We start from the raw sequence: 20,579 nt of genomic DNA on the forward strand, positions 1-20,579 counted from the left end.
CTACGCCTTCGGGTACAGCCTCACCTCGCCCATGTTCTTGGCCTCGCGCAGGTCGTAGTCGGTGAAAACCCGGGGATAGTAGCCGTCGATCATCACTTCGATGGTGTAGAATCCCGGCTCGACCGCATTGACGGCGAAATCTCCGTACGTGTCGGTCTGAGTACGATAAATCGAACCCGTGACCTGGTGGGTTGCAGTTACGCATGCGTCGTCGAGGGCTTTGCCTTCCTTGGGCGAGATAACGCCGCCGGCGACGAACGGCTTGTGCGTTCTGATGTAGGCTACGTGCGGGTTCGTTTCCTCGTCGGGCATGAGCCGTTCGAGCGGCGCGGGGAGATCGCGCTGGTTCAGGCTTTCGACATCGACGTACTGCAGGGCGTCGGTCGGGCAGCCGCGGACGCAGCGCGGAGCGTCCCACCCCTCGTCGAGGAGGTGCGCGCACATCGTGCACTTCTGCGATATGCCGAGCTGGGGGTTTTCGAAAACAGCATCGTAGGGGCAGGCGGCGCGGCAGGTTCCGCATCCTTTGCAGGCGACGGGATCGATGATCACGATGCCGTCGGGCCGCGTGTAGATGGCGTTGTTCGGGCAGACTGCTATGCAAGGGGCGTTCTCGCAGTGTTGGCAGAGCACGGGGGTGCGCTCGAGGCGCATACGCGAGCCGCTTCCCGTTTCCCGCTCGTCGATTCTGATCCAGAACTGTCCCTTAGCCTGAGGCGCGGCGATGGGCGTCCAGTCGTTGTCGGTGTGCTCGTCTTTGCACGAGATCTGGCAGTTGGTGCATTGGATGCACAAGCTGGGGTCCACCAGGATGGTTTTCATGGTTATCCCTCCCTGTTCCAAGTGCTCCACGCGCCGGCGAAGCCTTCGGGGTATCGGTTGCTCAGAGCGTCGAGGTCGGCGGCTTCGATCTCGATCATGCACGAGTTGTAAGCGCCGCTTACGTAGTGGTCCGACATCGGTTCCGCCTGGGTGAGTACGTTACCGTCGCCGCCGCGGTCGAGCGCTCCTGCTTCCGGATCGACGGGATCGTTCCATGCGCCGTAGGTGAGCCATGCCACGCCGGGCGTCAATCGGTCGGTCACCTTGACTCCCGCGAGCACGCTTCCCCGATCGTTGAACACGCGGACGATGTCGCCATCGCTCAGCCCTCGGTCAGCCGCATCTGCGGGGTTGAGGCAAACCGGTTCGTACGGATACCCATCGGGGCCGTACACCTTGTAATTCTCCGAGAGCCACTCTACGTCGTTGTATTTGCCGTGGAATCGGAACTTGGGGTGCGCCATGCACATCTGGAGCGGGAACCTTTCGGCAAGCGCCGCGTTTGCGGGACCCTCCCGCTCGGGGATGTAATGGGGGACGGGCGGTATATCGGGGTTGTCGGGGCCGTACTTTTTGAAGAGCTGCGTCGAGAATATCTCGAGCTTCCCGGTCGGGGTATCGACGGGGTTCGCCTCCGGGTCTTCGTAGAACCCTTTCATCTCCTTGTTGGGCTTGTAGTTCGTCGGCGCCGGCCAAACGTAGTAGCCCTTCTCCTTGAACGCCTCGTACTCCATCGGAATGGTCGTGGTGTCGTAGATCTTGCGGATGATCGTCTCTTCGGTATTGCCTTCCAGGTAGGTATCGCCGTATCCGAGCCTTCGCGACAGCTCTTCGAAGATTTCGAGGTCGGTTTTGCTCTCGCCGATGGGCTTGATCGTCTGCTGGTGGAAAACGGCGCTGCGCAAGCCCATGCCCGAAGCGCCCATCTGGGCAACGCTGCCCGGCTCCGTGATGTCCTGGTGCTCGAAGGCGGTTGTGATGGGCAAAACGAGATCGGCGTAGCGGCACTCGCGGTCGAACCAGGGCGCGCATATGACGATCGTTTCGATCGAGGCATCGCGGTATGCGATGATATCGCGCTTGTGATCGGGCGGGTTGGTCATCGTGGATCCGCGCTGCCAGATGAAGTGCACCGGCGAGCAGCCCTTCGCGGGGTAGGTGGCCTCCTCCCAGAACATTTCGGCGTTGAAGCTGTCCATGTGTCCGCCCCGCCACTGCTGCGGGGGATTCTTCACGCAGTCGTTGAACTTCTGGAACGTGATGAACTGCCTGACGATGTTGGGCGTGTAGTTGTCCATGACCACGTTGATGCCGCCATCGACGTACCCCGTCGGCCCGATCTGGTTCTGCGCATCGTAGGGTCCGCAGAGCGTCAGCACCGATCCGACCGCGTTGACGCCCGGTTTGCCCAAGCCCTGCATGGCGAGCAGCGTTGCCTGCATGCGGGTGTGCTCGTGGGCGTACTGCCGCCGGCAGGTGCCGCTGAACAGCGACCACAGCGAGGTCGGCTTCGACCCCCATTCGCGTGCGAGCGCTTGGATGGTGTAGGCGGGGATCCCGCAGATTTCCGCTGCCCATGCGGGCGTCTTTTCGATCCCGTCCTTGTCGAGCCCGAGGATGTAGCTCTTAAACGATGAATTGGCGGGTGCCCCCTCGGGCAGATGCTCCTCGTCGAAGCCGATGGCGTGGGTGTCGAGATACGCTTGGTCGTACGTGCCCTCGGCGATCCACGTGTGTGCGATTGCGGCCGCGAGCGCCGCATCGGTTCCGGGCACGATGCGCAGCCACTTCGCATCGACGGCGAGCCCGGTCTCGTTGTAGAGCGGGTCGATGAGGACGAACGATTTGCCGAGATCCTTGAAGTACTTGAGCGCGCGAGCCGTGTCGATGCCGCTGTAGATGTTGTGGAACAGCGGCTCGGTACCCCACAAAACGATGAGGTCGCTGTCTTCGGCAACGTCCTGCAACAGGTCGGTTGAGGGGATGAGGCCCTTCAGCGGCCAGTATCCCCACACAAACGTTGCGCCCGCCGCCCATCCCTCCCATGAGTTGGGGGAGAACTCGCGGTACGTGCCGCCCACCATGTTCCAGAATCGGTAGAGATCGCTGTAGAAGTAGTGCACCTGCCCCCATTCGGGGTGGGCGCAATGCGACCAGCAGAATGCGGACGGTCCGTACGTGTCGATGATGCGCCGCATCTCCCGTTCGAGGATGTCGTACATCTCGTCCCACGATATCCGCTCGTAGCCGCTGATGCCGCGATTTTCGGGCATCCTGTTATCCAGCGGCTCCCAGTCGACGCGCTTGAGAGGGTGCTTAACGCGGTTCTCGGAGTATATGATCTGCTTCGAGGCCGTTCCCCAAGGGAGCAGCGGTTGGGTGAGCGGAGGTTTGTACATCTTACCGTTGACTTCGATGTTCCACGATTGCACCTCCTCTGGGTCGAAGTGCATCGGTTGCAAACGGACGATGCGGTCGTCTTCGACGTCGACGAACAATGCTCCGGCTGTCGTGCATGTTGTTTTTCGCTCGATGCCCGTCCCTCGTTTTTCCGTCATAGCATGCTACCCCCTTCCAAGCACCCCTTGGTGCTTTGCCGTTGGTCGGAGAATAGGACGGCATGCAAAATAAGTCGTTACGCGTCCTTGATGATTCGCGCCGAAGAAGCGTCGAGGATTTTGCGTATGCGGGCAACGGTGCGCGTACTGAATTCTTCAGTACTCAATCCATCTGCTGTTTTACACCCTCTTCGACGAGGTTGATCAGCTCTTGCTGCGAGGCGATATCGAGCTTGCGGTAAATGCGGTACGTATGGGTTCGGGCGGTATGGATCGAGATGAACAGTTCCTTGCCGATGTATTCGCTGTTCCTTCCTTTGGCGAGGAGGAAGAACACTTCCCGCTCGCGAGGAGTGAGGGAGGCGTGCAGCGCGATGTCGAGGCAGGTTTGCCGCCATGCGCCGATGCGTCGCCGGTCGTTGTCGGCGCGATCCTTCTCGTCGAGCGCGCCGGGCCTCGTCAGCTGATCGAATCCGAAAGGAGTGATGGCAACGGCGAGGGAGAGCAGGACGATGAGGGCAAAAGCGATAAGGTGGGAGGCGGCCGGAAGGGCTGCGGCGAGACCCGGTTCTAAAGAGGCGAAGCCGACAAGCCACCCGATCGAAACGCCGAGCAGAAGCGGGCCGCGTCCCCTTGAGAAATGGTATATCGGCTGAGCGCGGAACAGCGAGGCGAGCGATGCGAGCGTGCCCCATTCGACTGCAAGGTAGAACCCGAACAGCGCGAGGATCGAAAACCGTAGAGCGAGAACGAGGGGATCGCAATCGACAAGAGACGCCACGAGTTCGCAGATAAGCGCAGGATAGAGCACCCTTTGCGCAAGCTGCGCGCTGACGGGCTTCCCTTTTCTGAGAGCGAGGGCGATTGCGAGCAGTGCCGTTCCCGCAAAAATGCCGAATGGCACGAACAGGTTGGGATCGGTAAGCGTGCGGTCGGTAAGCGATTCTTGCAGCACGAGGCCGAAAACGACTCCGTACAGCACGAGAACCGTCTCGGTTCTGCGAAACAGTTCGAGTCGTAGGCGGGATTCCTCGAGGGGTACGATTTCGGGAAGGGTTCTGTCGCGCGAGAAGAGGTAGCAGCACGCGATCGAGACGAGCAGCGTCGCCTCCTGCATGAAAGGGCTGAGCGGCTGATCGATGTTCGCTATCCCGAGATAGATTCCGGCGCCGAGCACAAAGGATACCGCCGTTGTCGGCATCGCTCGCTTCACCGTGAGCATCGCCGAGTATTCGGCCCAGAAACTCGTCAGAAGCGTTCCCGCAAGGCCGATTCCCGCCCAGCTGACGATGATGAGAGCTGCGGGCACCGACCCGAGCCAGTAGCCGGCAAAGCCGATGGCAGGAGCAAGCGAACCCGTAGCGGCTGCGAGGCAGAGAAATCCGAGCCTGAGTTTTCTTGACGAAAGTGCATCGGAGAACCTTCGTATCAGATAATAGCTTGCGCAGAACGAGACCATTCCGACCGGTCTGCAGATCGCATCGACGGGTGAGCCCGCGAGAAGCGCATCCGAAAAGAACGAAGCCAAGAGAAAAGCGGTGGTTAGGGCGAGCCCCGCGGCGCCGACTGCATCGGAAGCCCCCCAAGGCTCGTCAGCGAGCGTTTCACCGAAGATATCGCTCGTCTCATCTGTTACGATGTCGTTCATGGGGCCTCCTGTCGAGGATGGCCGTTAGAATTGTACCCCCTTACCTATTGTAGCAAACAAGAGCATGCAAGGGTAAGCGGCCGTCGAATCCGTTCGATTGAGGCGGTACGGCGAAAGAGCGTAAGGCGAGCGGGACGTTATGAGATAATGCTTTCAATGCGGCGATGCTGCAATGCCGTTCGCCCGACGTGCGGCCGAATGCGTCTAAAACGATAGGAGCGCGATGAAAACGGCGAGAAGAATCCTTCTGATCGCGTTCGTGGTGTTGGTGAACGCGTTCACGGCCTCGATGGTCCTGCCGTTTATCCTGATAGACTCCGACCTGTTCAACGATACCGACTTTCTTAATTTCGTTATGACAGCGGGGCTCGGTGCGCTTGCGTTGGCCTTTCTCGTATCCATCGCCTGCATCGTGGTGGCCTTTGCGTCGCTCGGATCCCTCACATCGCGCCCCGATCAGCAACGGGGGTTGGGCCTGCAGGTTTTCGTGTGCAAACTTCTGATGATCCCATATTTCGTGGTTACGTTCGCCTATGCGCTTCTGCTTGCGTTCGCCAGTTCGCTTCTGACGCTCAGCATTCATCTTGCATCGATGGGCATTATATTCGGAACCATGATGGTCGTCCTCGTTCCGGTCATGAGCTTGGTGAACTACCTGTTCCTCATGGCGACGAGCTCGTTTGCGATATCGAACATCGTCCTCGCGTATCGCAAGGGCCTCATTGTCTTTTCGACGGCGGTCGTATTCGTTATTCTGCAGCTTTTCCCGATCGCCGATGTAGCGAGTTACGGATTCATCGTTCGGCATTTCCGCACGCTGGAGTCTCAAGCGCAATCTCGGGCGAACCCCGGTTCTCTCTGATTCTGCGTATCTGCGCAAAGCCTGCGTTCGCCCGGCTGTTGGGCTGCGGCGGTCTTTCGGTTTATCCGAACTCTTCTGCATGTCCGCACGGTTCGGGAGCGGAACGTTGCCTGCCCCGGCTTTTTCTCGTTTGGGTTGCGCCCGTTTCTCCCTTTTGATCCACTCGCCGCAGGATAGGGAAAAATAGACACTGCGAGCGCAAATTTTATATAAGTGGGAGTATCATTGATTCCACTTTGGCAACGCCTGGGCAACGGTATCCGAACAGTACTGTCTGCCATGGGGATGGATTCCTTTGACCATAACTCGCTCGACAGATTCCAGGTCGGTCGGATGATGTGCTCAAGCGCCCAAACGGAGCAGATAGGAAAGGATTGGATATGGCTCAAGAAACCGATCACTCAACAGAGCTTCGGCATGGCGTTATCGGCACCGTGCCTCTGGCGTTCCTCGTGATCGCAGCAGCAGCGCCTTTGGGGGCATGCGCTGCAAACATCCCGCTCATCATCGGGCTCGGCAACGGCATTGCCGCGCCGATGGACTTCTTGTTCATCGGAGTGCTGCTCATCCTCTTCGCGGTCGGCTACACCGCGATGAGCTCGCACGTTACCAATGCGGGGGCGTTCTACACCTACATCTCGATGGGTCTGGGCAAGCGTCTCGGAGGCGCGGCGGGGTACCTCGCCGTTGCGGCGTACAACTTCCTCACGCTGTACACCGCTGCGGTGGGCGGGTATTTCGGCTCGGACATCTTGAACCTCGAACTGGGAATCCAGGTTCCTTGGTGGATCATCACCATCGTGCTGTACCTGGCCGTGTTCCTGCTCGGGTACTTCGGCATCGAGGGCGGTACGAAGTTTTTGATGGTGTGCCTGGTGTGCGAGGCCTCGATCCTCGTCGTCACCGATGTTTCCGTGCTCATCCAGGCGGGCCCTGCCGCCTACACGCTCGAATCGTTCGATCCGGGCGTGTTCTTCAGCGGCGCTCCGGGGCTGGGCATCGCTTTCGCGTTTCTGTGCTTCATCGGCTTCGAGGCCACGGCCATCTTCGGCGAGGAGGCGAAGGACCCGCGTAAAACGGTTCCGCGCGCGACCTTCTTCGCGGTCATCTTCGTCGGCGTCGTGTACGCCCTGACCGCATGGTCGGTCATCGCGGCGATGGGCGGCGACGAGATCGTCGCCATGGCCCAGTCCGACCAGGCGGGCAACATCTTCTACACGGTGGTGACCACCTACCTCGGCCCCGTAGCCGGCCACATCTTCAACTTCTTCTTCATCATGAGCGCCTTCGCCTGCTGGCTGGCCACGCACAACATGGCTTCCCGCTACCTGTACGCCTTCGGCCGCGCGGGCATGCTGCCCAAGGCGCTCGGGCGCACCCATCCCAAGCACAAATCGCCCTACATCGCCTCGATCGTGCAGCTGGTGTTCGGCTTGGCCGTCGTGCTCATCTGCCTCGTGCTCGGGTTCGATCCCTACACCCAGATCGGCGCGATCGCCTCGGCCATCGCCGTTGTCGGCATCATGACGCTCGAACTTCTGGTGTGCGCATCGGTTATCGGCTACATGCGCAAGCACAACAGCGAAGAGGGTTACCACTACAACGTATTCACCACCACGATAGCGCCTTTGCTCGCCCTCGTGGGCCTGTGCTACATCGCGTTCCTCGTCATCAGCAACTTCGCGCTGCTCACGGGCCTGGACAACATGGTGCTCAACATCGTCTTCGCGTGCCTGATGTGGATCATCGGCATTTGCGGGTTCATCGCCTCGGTTGTGAAGGACAAGCGCGGAACGCTCGCCGATCCCACCACCATCGAGGTGGACGAGTAAGCGTATCCGATCGGGGTCGGGAGCGCGTTGCTGCGCGGCCCGGCCCCGTCGATGTGTTGCGGGGCAGCACGGCGAGCGCCGGCTGTCCCGCTTGCGTTTCCGGCTCGCTCCCGGTTCCCCGGGCGATTGTCTCGATTCGGCGCTCAACGGATAGGTAGGTGCGCGGCCCGGGTATGCGGGGCGTGCAAGCATACGAAGGGCGGGGCGTGCGGCACATGCTGAAGCCGCCCGCCCGGTTTCCTGCTACGGGTCGCAGCGGCCGCAGGGTTCGTATCCCTCTTCGAGCAGTTCGGTGCGCGTGCCGGTGAACTCCTGTTTGTTGTGCTCGGCCATGTCGGCAACCGATTTGCAGTCGGGCTCGTGGAACTTCATGGACCGGGTATTGAGTACGTAGGTTGATTCTTCCGCATCGGCGTCGGTTTCTCCGGCGCCGATTTCGCGGTTGTTCCCGGTGAGGTAGTCGATTTCGACGTTCGGCTGCACGTTGTAGCAGTATTCGTTGAAACGCACGCCCGCTCCGCCGTCTTCGACCGACAGGGCTTCGAGCTGTACGCCGCGGGCGATCAGCTCGTCGTTGTTGAAGATCGGCGTTGCGCGGAAGAGCACGTGGTTGCCCGTCTCTTCGACGTAGTCGGCGACGTCGTTTTCGAGGGGGAGCATGCCCTGGGTGTTCAGGTAGCGCGTGCCGGTGATGAGGTTTCGTTCGTTGGCGTTTTCTCCCGTCAGCTGGAATCCGACAAGGTGGCAGCGGTTGTAGAGATATCTGCCGTCGATGAAGTCGTAGGTGGATATCTGCCAGCCGGAAGGTTTTACCATGCCGATGCCTTCGCGCTTTTCGGTCGGCATGGTTTCGGGGCCTACGAGTACGAAGGCGGCTCCGCAGCGGCCGATTGCATCGAGGTCGCTGTACGATTCGATGCCGCCCGCTTTGGCGGCATCGATGTCCTCGTCGGTGAAGCCGGGTTGACCGCCGTCGATTGCGACGGAAGGCTCGCCTGCATACTCGGGGATTTCCGAGAGTGCGAAGGATTCGGCGCGCTCAAGGCCTTGCGCTTGGTCGGGGGAGACGGGGGTCTGGGAGCAACCTGTAAGGGCGAGCGCCGCGGCAAGGGCGAGTGCGAGCGCGGATGCAAGAAATTGTCGTGCGAGATTCGGCATGGGAGGATTATCTCACATCTGCGCAACGGGCGTGCTCGTGGCCGAGCCGATGTGCCGTCGGTGCTGAGGCGAGCGGTCGGGGACGCGCCGATGGTCGAACCAATTGTCGGCCGAAAAACACGGTTTTGACGGGAAAAACGTGTTTTTCGGCCGACAATCTGTCGATGGGGACGACGTTAGTCGGTACGCATGCTCAAGGCTCATCCATTCCCGAAACGGAAACGCGGATATCAGCGGGATCGGTGCTTCTTGGAAAACCCCGCAGCGCAATTGGCAACGTAGGCGATGAAGTCCTTTTCGCGCTGGCAAAGGCTCCTTGAGCTGAGATGCGATACGCCGAACCCCCAGGTAAGCCCCTCGACAGGCAGGGCGACGATATCGCTGTTCGCGCTGAACACTTCGAGTTTCGCCAAGTGCGGCAACGTGAACCCCACGCCGCCGCCGTGCAAGACGAACTCGTATATCCAGAATATCTCGGAATGCTCAACGACGTTCGGCTGGCCGAGTCCCTCCTCTTCGAATCGCAGGCGCAGCTGCTGAAAGCACTTGAATTCTCGCCCCGGCGTGGCGATGCGCCGACCGGCGAGATCTCGGATGCTGATGGAGTCCTGCTCGGCGAGCGGGTCGTCCCGTCTCACCCAGTACAGTACCGGCGAAGAGTATATCTCCTGCGTGGTGAAATCTTCGCCGGCAGGCGAGATGGTGAGCGCGAGATCGTAGAGTCCGTCGCGAACAACCGCTTCGCAGAGCGAGTCAGGCAGTTCGTTGAGGGCGACCGAAGCGTCGGGGCAGTCGACGGCAAACCCGTGGGGGAATTCCGGGCCGAGAAGCCCCGGTATGCCGAGCGCCGAAGCTACGCGAATCTCCGCGTAGCCGCTCGACGATATGCGCTCGAAGGCGCTTTCTAGAAGGTTGCGCTCCGTCTGGACGTGTTTGGCGTATTCGTAGAACTCGGTCGCGTAGGGCGTCGGCCGCCTCGTGCCATCGCTATCGGAAGCGAACAGCGGAACCCCGAGTTCGCGTTCCAGGTTGTGGATGGCCTTGGTGAACCCTTGGGGGGACATGGGAACCCTCGCCGCAGCTGCGCTGAAGCTCGGCGAGTCGTAGGCGAGAATGAAGTAGTCGCACTTGTCGCTGTACATTCTGGACCTCCCTCTGTCCATTCCTGCGCATCCGTGCATCCCTACCATTATACGCGCTCCGCTTGTTCTTTCCTTGTATCTAAACGGTTCAGCGTGCAGCTTTTAGCTCAATCTTAAAGCATTGCGGTCAGCCTGTTTCGCGGCCCATACTACGCTCAAGCCGCAAGGGCGGCCATCCGCGGTACATGCCGACAAGGGATGCGGCACTCGTAAGGGACGCGGGTTTTTCGTCAAGGAGGTTTCTCATGTTCGAAAGCACACAGAATCTGAGCAGGCGTTCGTTTTTGGTAGGAGCGGGAGCGCTCACGGCAGGTATCGCAGGCAGTGCGCTTGTTGGATGCTCGCCGAAAGAGACCGAACCGGCGGCGGGGGCAGCCGAGCCTTCTGCTGAAAATACAGCTGCAGCGACGCAGGGCGCCGATGCGGCCGATCCCATCTGGTCGATCCCCGAGCTCGGCGAGCCGTCGGAAACCATCGAAGCCGACGTGTGCATCGTGGGCGCGGGCGGTACGGGAACGGCCGCTGCCATCCAGGCCATCGACCTCGGCCTCAAGCCTGTCGTCATCGAGCGGCTAGACGGATACGGTGGTTCCTTCATCGGTACCGAGGGCATGACGGGCCTTGAAACTCATTTCACCGAAGCGGACGGCGGCGTTTCCTTCGCAGGAGCCTACAACCCCAACGCTCCCTACGGCGTAAAGAACGCCATGAACACCTGCCTGAACTACCATCACTGGATTCCCCAGCACAAGCTCTACGAGAACTTCTTCAGCCAGACCGCCGAAACCATCGATTGGCTTGAGGGTCACGGCATCGTGTTCGAGGGTAACATCTCCATCGGTTCGGGCCCCAAGGTGTGGCACGTGTACGATAAGGGCGATAACGCGAGCCCCGGCGGCTACTTCATGCAGTGCTTCGGCGCGGAGGCCGAGAAGCTCGGAGTCGAAGCTCGTTTCAAGACGTTCGGCCGCAAGATCATCATCGAGGACGGCAAGGTGGCAGGTCTTTTGGCTCAAACGGAGAAAGGCGACGTTATTGAGGTGAAGGCCCCGGTTGTCGTTGTGGGAACGGGCGGTTACGCGAACAACTCCGACATGCTCTACAGCGTATCGGAGACCAAAAACGCCAATATCCAGGCGCTCGGCATGGATTGCCGAGACGGAGATGGCTTGAAGATGGCGAAAGACGCCGGTGCCGATTTCGCCGAGGGTCTGGGCACGGTTATGTGGTGCGGTCCCGTTACCATCGGAGCGGTTTCGGCGACATGGACAACAGACGCGTACTCGGCGGGCGTCCAGCCTACGCTGTGGCTCAACGAAAAAGGGGAGCGCTTCTGCAAAGAGGATCTCTGGATCGATGACTTTGCGGGCGCCGGCATTTGTGTACGCAACCAAGAGAAGACGTTCGCGCTGTTCACGGAAGCCGATATGAAGCGCTGGGAAGAGCGGGGCCCCGACGGCCAGGTGTTCTCGTTCGGAACTCCGGGCACGCCGCTTTCCGAGGCGCGCGCGGTGCTCGAAAAGGCCGAGGGCTGCCATGTGGGCGATACGTTGGAAGCCGTATGCAAGGAAGCGGGATTGGACGCCGATGCCGTCAAGGCGACGGTCGAACAGTACAACGGTTACTGCGATGCTGCTGCGGGTCTTGACGGCGACGATACGAGTGCCGACGAGGAATTCGGCAAGCGGGCGAAGTATCTGCACAAGATGGACGAGGGCCCGTACTGGCTCTGCGAGACCGCCGACGGCTTCTATACAACGTGCGGTGGAATCCGCGTCAACGAGAAGACCCAGGTGCTGGATGCCGAGGGGCAGGTTATCGGCGGCCTGTACGCGGGCGGCTCCGACGCGGGCGGGTTGTACGGTGATTCCTACGACGTGAAGTTCGCTCCCGGATCGCAAGCTGCGTGGGCTGTCAATTCGGGGCGGTTGGCCATGAAGGATGCCAAGGAGTACCTCGGCAAGTAGCCCAGAATCCGATCGCGGCGAGCACGAACCTCCTCCCGTGCCCGCCGCAGCCGAATATCGCCCTGATCGCCGTAGTGCCGACGATCGGGGCGACACCGTTTTGGCTGGTTGTTCGGGTGCGAGCGGCTGGCGCTATGGTATGCTTGGCGAAAAGGAGGATGCGTTCTATGGAAAACAAGCAACCGTCGATACTGGATCTGCTGATCGAAGCCCATGTGGGATTAGAGAGGCAGGGTCCTGGCAGCGCCGAGACGACGTGCAAGGCGCTCGGATTCCTCGGCGACCTCGCGCAAATCTCGCATGCGGCAGATTTGGGATGCGGAAGCGGACCGCAAACGCTGGAGCTCGCCCGCCATGTGCCCGGTAGCATCGTCGGTCTGGACATGTCCCCCGATTTCATCGACGTCCTCAACGAGAACGCCGGCAAGCAGGGCCTCGGGGGCAGGGTGAAGGGAATCGTCGGTTCGATGGACGACCTTCCCTTCGACGGGGAGTCGCTCGACCTGATCTGGTCGGAGGGCGCGATCGACAACATCGGCTTCGAAGAGGGGATCGCTCATTGGCGCGGCTTCCTCAAAAAGGGCGGCTACCTTGCCGTAACCTGCCCCTCGTGGCTGACAGCCGAGCACCCCGAGGTCATCGAGAGGTTCTGGTCGGATGCTGGAAGCGGGTTGGATTCGGTCGAGCACAACGTTGCCGCTTTGCAGGCATGCGGGTATCGGTTCGTCGCATCCTTCGCGCTGCCTGAATACTGCTGGACGGAGAAGTACTTCGCTCCGCGCGAGGCGGCGCTCCAAGGGCTTTTGAAGAAGTACCCCGACAGCGAAACCGTGGAAGCGTTCGTTGCGGAGAATCGGCACGAGGTAAAGCTGTACTCGGAATACAAACGGCACTACGGATACGTTTTCTATATCGGCCAGAAGCGGTAGCAGGCCGATTCGGGCTTTTGGCGCACGCGGCTGGCGCAGGGGGCCTTTGCGGCTCTGAAGAAAGAAGCAGGTCAATCTGGTTTCTCAGACTGGCCTGCTTCTTTCTTCAGAAGGCAACGAACGGATTCGAATCGCTGAACTGCGCATTGCCGCTGCATAAACGGATCAGGCGGCGTTCTTAGGGGCGGTCGAGGTACGGAGCTATCCCGCCTGGTAGATGGTTTCGAGGGCGTCGCTGGCGACGAGGGTGCACAGTGCATTGCTGGCCTGCTCCTCCTCGATGCCCATGTGCTCGAAGCGCTTCGCAAGCTTGAGGCAGTACGACAGATCGCCCGACTCCAACGACAGCAAGGTGCTTGTGGCCTGTTCGTTCAAATTCCCAAACATGACGTTCTCCTTTCTATTCGGTGCAACCAGCTTACGCGTCGAAAGGGCAGGAGCTTTGAGACGATTGGAAAAGTTCGGCCGTCCGTTTTGGCCGATCGGACAAAACGGGATGAGAGGTGTCGGAGATGCCGGGTCGATGCGCGGCAGGAAAACGGCGTGCCGCACCTTCCGGAAATGCCGTTTCCGTACCGTTCTAGGGTTGAACCAGGGGGTTCGTGTGGTCGAGGAAGACGAGCCCCAGCAAGAACGCGAACTCCCGATCGGGGGAATCGGTCATGCCCAAAACGCTTTTGGCCTTGCGCAGGCGGTAGCGAACGGTGTTCGGATGCTGATGGAGGGCCTCGGCGGCAAGGCGCAGGTCGCCGTATGCGCGCGCCACAGCCTCGCAGGTTGCCGACAGCTCCGTGCCTTGTGCGTCATCGTGCTCTTCGAGCAGGGCGCGATGCAAAGCTGCCGTGCGCCAGAACAGGCGCCCTTCGGATGCGGCAGCGCGGAAGGCGTCGTGGTGCAGATCGGCCCAGCGAACGATGCTGGCCCCTTCGATCTGTGCGGTTTTGAGCGCGGCAAGCGCCTCGCGTATGCTCATGTCGCCGTCGGAGAGAGGTGTTTCTTCGCCCACTCCCAATGAGACCGGGCCGGTGGCGAGCACTCGGGCAACGAGATCGCCCTCTGATCGCGAACGCACGCCCGCAGGCGGCTGCGTATACGATACGAGCGAAAGCAGCGTGCCATGGTAGCGGAAGGCGAACACGGCATCCACCACATCCCAATCGCGTTTGAAGTCCGCGAGTACGGCGGTGAGCGCATCGAGCGTCGCGTACAGCGAGCATTCGTCGAGCGCGCGTGGGGCGACGGCGATGCACTGCACGGTCGATCCTGTGGCTCCTGCAAGCTCGAAGAGCGCGGCGCGCGTGGCCAGCGGGTCGTGACCCGAAAGCAGATTGTCCAGGATCCGGCCCTTGTTGGACTGCTCGCTATCGCGGTGAATGAGGTCGAGCGCCTGGTACGCCACCACTTCGTGATAAGCGCCATCGTAGAAGTACAGGGGCACGCCCGCATCTTCGCTCGCCGCGCGGACGCGTTCGTTTACGATGGGGGTGTACACCTTCTTCAAAGCGATGGCTGACACGCCGCGTTCGATCAGCACCAGCAACGACCGTTCGGACAGCTCGGCGTCGTCTCGCGCAAACCCCAGGTTCGTCACGATGAACTCCCCGGGGATGTACGACAGGTACCCGTCGTCTTTGTCGGGCGAGCAATCGAGAATCCCCACGTTGCGAACCTCGCGCGCTTCGGCGCCAGGGCACCGCACGATGGGCTGCACCCATTCGAAGGCGGGAAGAGCGAGTATGTCCGCAACCGTGATCATGCGGGTTCCTTCCGGGCTATCGGGAGTCAACGATAGCTATCCATCATAGCGAAAATCCGGCTGTTGTGCGCCGTTGCTGTGCCGATGTGCCGAGAACACCGCCATGCGGGACGGCGCTGCAAAGCATTCCAAGAAGCGAATCCGAGGTCGGGGCGCTTTTCCCGAAAGGTAGAAACCTGCGCGTAAAACCCTTCCGAGGCTTTGAGGTCAAAGGTTTTGAAACGGTGATCGGCACCATGATGGCTTAGTCGGAGACTCTTCTTGTTCGAAGGCAAGATCCTCAACCGTAGCAACGAAATGCGAAGCCAGCGGCGAACATAGCAGACGACGATGCGTTGTTGTCGTATGGGACATCCTGCTAGCCTGCCGCCGCGAGTATTAAACTGCAAAAGCGGGCGTCGATGTGGATGCAGTCATCAGGAAGGTAAGCCTAGTAGAGATAGACCAGGCAGACTGGGATAATCCTCGGTCCGACCTTTCATTGCCTCTTGACAATGTTCTGCTCATATTAAATAAAGAAAGCGTCGGAGGAAGTGAAATGCTCACCATGCGGGCGCTTTACTAGTTCATGCTTTAACACGCGTCACTTGATGATGCGAATTCCGACGCGTCGATAACGCTCAACTGGTACGCTCATGCGGTGCCCGAGAACGACGAGAAGGCGGCGAAGCTGATCGGCGATCTGTTCGCGAGCGAGCCGGACGAGCCGCGCATCATCGAAGTGAGAACGGCATGATTTTGCAGGGTATTGTTTGCATTTGCGGAAGATTTGCGGGTGAGTAGCAAATTCGGGCACCTAGAACAGAAACAGGCCACCAGGTTTTACCCCGATGACCTGCACTTTTTCTGGAGCCAACGAGCGGATTCGAACCGCTGACCTACGCATTACGAGTGCGTTGCTCTACCAGCTGAGCCACGTTGGCGCACCGCTTCACAAGTGAAGCGCGAACAAGAAGTATAGCGAAACAGGCTTTCGTCTGCAAGCGGTTATTGCAGCGTATTCGGCGCGGAAGGCTTCCTGCGCGGTGCCTACTCGTATCGCAGTATGCGAGTTCGACGGTAGCGGGACGAGCAGGGTAGTGGGGAGGGTCCCGCTACCGTCGAGCTGCACGCTGTGCGGCGAAGGCCGGCCCCCGCAGGCGGCAGCTGCCTGCGGGGTTGGCCTCGGCGGTCGCGCTGGGCGGCAAGCCCTGCGACCTCGGCACCGAAGTGCCGCTCGTGCGTCAGTACAGAAGCACCATTGCAAAGCCGAGCTGGTAGAACAGTACGCGGAACAGGATCGAGGAGGCGATCGCCACGATCACCGCGATGATCATGTAGGGCTTGGACGCCCCGACCTTCTTCTTCGCCGCGATGGCGCACACGAGGGCCACGACGGCGCAGGCGATGGAGCACCAGAACATGAGCGCGCCGTCGCCGGATACCATGATCGCAAGCAGGCTGTCCACGTGCGTGGGGGCGGTGGTCATCGACGTCGGGTCCGCGTAGAAGCCGAAGTCGGCGAACTTGGTCATGGAGCAGGCGATCGTGTAGACGGCCATGGCCGCGAGCTGCACGACGGAGCCGACGAGCGCGAACTGGATGCTCGATCCTTCGGACGCCTCGTCCTTCTTCATGATCGAGATGAGCCACATCGCAACCGCGCCGAGCAGGCAGGCGTTCGCCACGTAGAACACGATGAGCGCGATACCCCATGCCGGGCGTGCGGGCATCAGGTAGGAATGCCCGGTGGCAACCAGCATGAGCACGGCCACCGCGAGGGTGATCCAGGCAAGCGCCTTCGGGATCTCCTTGCCGCCGCGCAGTACGACGAACCAGGCGACGATGATGACGGCGAGCGCCACGCATCCGATCAGCTCTTGGGTGATGCCCGAGGTGATGTGGCCGAAGCCGTTGAAGATGCGTTCCCAATGCTCAAGGTGCAAAAAGGCTCCGAACCCGCCGATCGCAAGCGATACCGTCGCGGAGATAAGCGAGGTGAACTGCAGCTGCCTTCCCTGGCCTTTCAGGGTCAGGATCGACATGGCTCCGAAAATTCCGCAGGTCAAGCAAACGAACAGGGTGAAGATAATAAGAGGCCACTGCGCTTCCATTATTCATCGCCTCCTTCCCAGTGATGATCTCGAAGGATGTAGGAAAACGAGGGCTTGTTCCCCACATCGGGCAGCTTGTGCATATCCGAATCGGAGAATGGCTCGATGAACTCGACCATCTTGCGCTGTTCGCCGGCGGAATCGAACGATCCGACGAAGCTGTCGAGCCCCTGCTCCATATCGCCCACCCAGCGGGCGTTGCCGCCGCATTGGCTGACGCACTGGGGCAGTTCCCCTTGGTTGAGCTTCTGCTCGCACAGCGTGCACTTCTCGACGACCTTCTCTTCCTCGTTGAGGTAGCGAACGCCGTAGGGGCAGCTCATGGCGCAGAACTGGCAGCCGATGCACTTCTCTTTATCCACTTGGACGGTGCCGTCTTCGGCGATGTGGGATGCCTCGGTCGGGCATACCTTCACGCACTCGGGGTTCTCGCAGTGCTGGCAGCTGATGGGCAGAAAGTACATGTACACGTCGGGGAAATCCCCCGAGCCGCCGGGGATCGGGTTCGGTCCCACGCGGACGACCTTGTTCCAGTAATTGCCGATCGGCACGTTGTTGACGGCCTTGCAGGCAACCGAGCAGGCGAGGCAGCCCACGCAGCGGTTCACATCGGTGATGATGGACATCTGGGTCATGGTTTACTCCCTCCCCTCGTAGGTCGGCAGCCATTCCTTCAGACGGGGGTCGTCGGAGGTATGGATGATGGGCGTGCCGTTGCTGTCGCAGGGCACGGGGTTTCCGTACGGCGAGTTATCGGGCGTCGCCTTGTAGATCTTCACCTGGTAGGCGCGTAGGTTCGAGGTTCCCGAGTGCGGGTCTTGCGCATCGTGGTCGATAAGCTGGTTGACCTGAGAGAACTGCCAACCGTGACCGGCGTCCTTCACCTCGGGGTACCACCAGGTGTGCTCGAGGTTGATCACGTCTTCCTTGACGCCGTAGTACAGATCGGCCACTTCGCGGATCTTGCCCCACTCGGTCTCGATCCACACCCAGTCGCCCTGTTCGATGCCGTACTCGGCTGCGGTTTTCGGGTTGATCTCGACGCGCGGCACGGGCCAGAGCTCGCGGCACCAGGGAAGCTGGCGGTGCTCGGAGTGGAAGTACACCGGAATGCGGCGGCCGGTGGTAGCGGTCAGCGGGTACTCCTTGATGCGGTCGCCGTCTTTCGGGCCGTGCGGGGGTTCGACCCAACTGGGCAGCCACCAGTCGCGGTTCTCGGGGTGGTGCGTTTCCATGACGGTCGACCAGATCTCCTGCTTCATGGTGGGAGTGAACCAGCCGGGCTTCCAGTCGCCGATGCCCTTGCCGGCCGTATAGTCGAGGCGGGCCCACACGCGGTCGCGTGCGCGCATCGCGCCGGTCTGGTAACGGCGGTACGTACCCCAGTTGCGCGGCTCGATATCCTTGGCCTGCCACCAGCCGTGCTCCTGGAAGGCGGCAACGTACTCGTCCCAGGTCTTGTACTTGGGGGTTACCTCGTCCATGGGAACGCCATGGCGCTCGAAGGTCGGAACGCCGTTCTCGACGTGCCACGTGGTGTAGGTGAGCTCGTCGTCGGTCAAAAGCTTGATCGAATCGTCGAGTTGCCAGTTGATGTCGGGCCACTCGTTGCCGGGCTCGCTCGTCCACTGCCAGTTCATGCGCTTGGCGAGGTCCATGACGATCTCGGGATCGTATTTCGCTTCGGCGGGAGGCTGCACGCACTTGACGGTAGCGCCCATGGCGCCTGCGGATCCTTGGCTCGCGCGCGGCGAGTTGAGCTCGATCCAGTGCGCGACGGGCAGGATGATGTCGGCGGTGTCGTTCTGCGGCGTGTGCCACAGGTTGAGGTCGACGAAGAAGTCGAGCGAAAGGAGCGCTTCCCATGCGGTCGTGGAGTTCGACTGGCTCATGAAGTTGCCCGACTCGTTCCACAGGGCGCGTACCGGGTAGGGGTCGTTGGTGAGCACGGCGGTCCACAGCGAATGGCTGTCGCACCAGTACTGCCACCAGCTCAAAAGCGGGAACTTCTTGGCACCGATCTGCTTCTCGTTCACCTCGGCCGGGGGCGTGGAGGCGCCGGGCGCCCAGGCGCTGAAGCCCTGCAGGTCGCCGTCGATCGGCACGATTGTCGGGCCGCGGTTGCCGCCCGGGGTGTCCATGTTGCCGGTGATGCCCACGAGGTTGTCGAACGCGCGGCAGTTCTGAATGGCGTTGCAGCCGTGCTCGACGGCCAGCATGTACTGGATGCCGCCGTTGCCGTAGCCGCTCGACGGATCGAGGCGGTCGCCGTAGGCGGTGGCTGCGGCCTCGATTTCGGATGCGGGGATGCCCGTGATCTCCTCGGCGGTAGCCAGATCGTACTCGGCTGCGCGCGCCTTGTAGTACTCCCATACGGGCTTGACCTTCACGGTCTTGCCGTCTTTGAGCTCGATTTCAAACTCACCTTCGAGCGCCGGATCGATGGCCGGATCGAACGGCATCGGATCGGGAAGCCATCCCTGCGTCTGGCCGGGCAGCAGGTGATCCTGGCTCGCCTCGCGGCCTTCGCGCGCCTTCTCGGAATCGTAGTTCTCGCCTTCCCAGAAGCCGCCCGTATCGTCGATGTTGCCCTCTTGATCAGCGTTGAACCAGGTGAATGCGCCGTACTGATGCTCGACGCCCTCGTCTTTGAGCTTCTCCCAGTTGTTGTCGTACACGAGGAACTTGTAGGGGCTGCCGCCTTCGACGATATCGCTTTCCTTGAGCAGGATCGTCTGCACGTCCCAGTAGGAGCCGTCGGTGCGAACCGTCGGGAAGCCCGAAGGCTCGATATCCTCGCAGACGAGGAACGGCGCGTTGGTCCATTTCTTCACGTACAGATCGTCGTAGAGCTTCTTCTCGATGATGACGTTCGTCCACGCGAGTGCGAGCGCGCCGTCGGTGCCGGGGCGCAGATGCTGCCAGTAATCGGCTTCTTTGCCCATGTTGGCCATACGCGGATCGCAGCTGATATGGATGTCGGCGCGCGAAGCGACGTCGACGGTGGTGCGGCACGAATCGTCGTAGTTCGAAAGCTCCGAAGCGCCGCCCCATTGCACGTACACGCGCGGACGCGTGATGGTTTCCATCCACGACATGGCGAACTGCGATACCATCGTGGTGGCGAAGTGGCGCGGACCCTTGCAGATCTGCCATGCTTCGACGTTGTTCGGGGTCTCGAGCATGTTCTTCAGGATGGATTCCGAATGCATGCACCAGATGCGCGAGGTGCCTACCTGGCAGGCGATCGCTTCGCCGCCGTGCTTGGCCTTGATCTCCAGGAAGTTGTCGACGATGGTCTGCATCGCCTCGTCCCAGCTGATGCGCTGCCAACCGGGCTCCTCGCCCTTGGGGTTCGTGCGTTTCATGGGGTAGTGCAGACGGTCGGGATGATACGCCGCTTGAACCGACGACTGCGACTTCGTGCAGCAGTTGCCCATGGACTGGAACGCGCCCTCATCGCCCTCGATGCGGATCGCGCGGCCGTTCTGCACGATGACCTTGACGCCGCATTCCATCTTGCCGCAACCGCGGCAGCACGACTTCACTTCGACGGTGTCGTTGCCCGATACCACGCTGTACGTATCTTCGGCGAGCGCGGTGTGCGTTGAAGCGCCGAACGCGGCAACCGCAGCACCGGTGATAGCCGCTGTCTTGACGAACGAGCGTCGTGACATGGTCAGGTTACCCATACTCCTCCTCCTTGCTTCTCGTCTCGTTTTCGTCTTGTGCCGACTTCGAGCGCACAGGCTCGGCCGACGAAGCAACCATACGGATCCGATGGGGCTTCGTACATCGGGCAAAGCCTGGGA

At 60.9% G+C, this 20,579-nt stretch carries 14 protein-coding genes and 1 tRNA gene; 4 read left to right on the forward strand and 11 right to left on the reverse strand.

Translation table 11 applies throughout. From position 1 onward, the window contains the following. From MWL89_RS02490 to MWL89_RS02500, 3 genes are all read right to left on the reverse strand, one after another. Positions 1-822: a 4Fe-4S dicluster domain-containing protein gene (locus MWL89_RS02490; RefSeq protein ID WP_244411626.1), complete on the reverse strand. Its 822-nt coding sequence runs from the start codon at positions 820-822 to the stop codon at positions 1-3. Positions 823-824: 2 nt separating this feature from the next. Next, positions 825-3,380: a molybdopterin-dependent oxidoreductase gene (locus tag MWL89_RS02495; protein ID WP_244411627.1), complete on the reverse strand. Its 2,556-nt coding sequence runs from the start codon at positions 3,378-3,380 to the stop codon at positions 825-827. 163 nt (positions 3,381-3,543) lie between these two features. After that, positions 3,544-5,028, reverse strand: coding sequence for a helix-turn-helix transcriptional regulator (locus MWL89_RS02500; RefSeq protein ID WP_244411628.1), 1,485 nt, complete (start codon positions 5,026-5,028; stop codon positions 3,544-3,546). Between the two features lie 223 nt (positions 5,029-5,251). On the opposite strand from MWL89_RS02500, the gene MWL89_RS02505 reads away from it, so the two are divergent. Beyond that, a complete protein-coding gene (locus tag MWL89_RS02505) occupies positions 5,252-5,890 on the forward strand; it encodes a DUF6652 family protein (protein ID WP_244411629.1) in 639 nt (212 codons plus the stop codon). Between the two features lie 380 nt (positions 5,891-6,270). Beyond that, on the forward strand, positions 6,271-7,722 hold the full coding sequence (locus MWL89_RS02510) for an APC family permease (RefSeq protein ID WP_244411630.1): 1,452 nt from the start codon (positions 6,271-6,273) through the stop codon (positions 7,720-7,722). Positions 7,723-7,965: 243 nt separating this feature from the next. Here the strand turns inward: MWL89_RS02510 and MWL89_RS02515 are convergent, their stop codons facing one another. Both MWL89_RS02515 and MWL89_RS02520 read right to left on the reverse strand, forming a co-directional pair. After that, positions 7,966-8,880, reverse strand: coding sequence for a DNA/RNA non-specific endonuclease (locus tag MWL89_RS02515; RefSeq protein ID WP_102379169.1), 915 nt, complete (start codon positions 8,878-8,880; stop codon positions 7,966-7,968). Between the two features lie 230 nt (positions 8,881-9,110). Continuing rightward, positions 9,111-10,022: a LysR family transcriptional regulator gene (locus tag MWL89_RS02520; protein WP_244411631.1), complete on the reverse strand. Its 912-nt coding sequence runs from the start codon at positions 10,020-10,022 to the stop codon at positions 9,111-9,113. 245 nt (positions 10,023-10,267) lie between these two features. Between MWL89_RS02520 and MWL89_RS02525 the strand changes: the two genes are divergently transcribed. Continuing rightward, positions 10,268-11,989 carry an FAD-binding protein gene (locus tag MWL89_RS02525; protein ID WP_244411632.1) on the forward strand — a complete coding sequence of 574 codons (1,722 nt, stop codon included), beginning with the start codon at positions 10,268-10,270 and terminating at the stop codon, positions 11,987-11,989. 167 nt (positions 11,990-12,156) lie between these two features. Further along, a complete protein-coding gene (locus MWL89_RS02530; RefSeq protein WP_244411633.1) occupies positions 12,157-12,918 on the forward strand; it encodes a class I SAM-dependent methyltransferase in 762 nt (253 codons plus the stop codon). A 201-nt stretch (positions 12,919-13,119) separates the two neighbouring features. On the opposite strand, the gene MWL89_RS02535 is transcribed toward MWL89_RS02530, so the two are convergent. From MWL89_RS02535 to MWL89_RS02560, 6 genes are all read right to left on the reverse strand, one after another. Continuing rightward, positions 13,120-13,305: a hypothetical protein gene (locus MWL89_RS02535; protein WP_244411634.1), complete on the reverse strand. Its 186-nt coding sequence runs from the start codon at positions 13,303-13,305 to the stop codon at positions 13,120-13,122. A 193-nt stretch (positions 13,306-13,498) separates the two neighbouring features. Next, positions 13,499-14,674 (reverse strand): helix-turn-helix domain-containing protein, encoded by a 1,176-nt coding sequence (locus MWL89_RS02540; protein WP_244411635.1) that lies wholly within the window; start codon positions 14,672-14,674, stop codon positions 13,499-13,501. A gap of 847 nt (positions 14,675-15,521) precedes the next feature. Further along, a tRNA-Thr gene (locus MWL89_RS02545) sits at positions 15,522-15,597 on the reverse strand. 300 nt (positions 15,598-15,897) lie between these two features. Next, a complete protein-coding gene (locus MWL89_RS02550; RefSeq protein WP_244411636.1) occupies positions 15,898-16,767 on the reverse strand; it encodes a dimethyl sulfoxide reductase anchor subunit family protein in 870 nt (289 codons plus the stop codon). Then, entirely contained in the window at positions 16,767-17,402 is a 636-nt protein-coding gene (locus MWL89_RS02555) for a 4Fe-4S dicluster domain-containing protein (RefSeq protein WP_244411637.1), read from the reverse strand. Before MWL89_RS02555 ends, MWL89_RS02550 begins: the two co-directional genes overlap by 1 nt. A 3-nt stretch (positions 17,403-17,405) precedes the next feature. Next, the gene (locus MWL89_RS02560; RefSeq protein WP_244411638.1) at positions 17,406-20,459 is read right to left on the reverse strand and encodes a molybdopterin-containing oxidoreductase family protein; all 3,054 of its coding nucleotides are present in this window, start codon (positions 20,457-20,459) and stop codon (positions 17,406-17,408) included. Between the last annotated feature and the right edge of the window lie 120 nt (positions 20,460-20,579).

The sequence above is a fragment of the Raoultibacter timonensis genome, assembly GCF_022845715.1.
Taxonomy (GTDB): Bacteria; Actinomycetota; Coriobacteriia; order Coriobacteriales; family Eggerthellaceae; genus Raoultibacter; species Raoultibacter timonensis.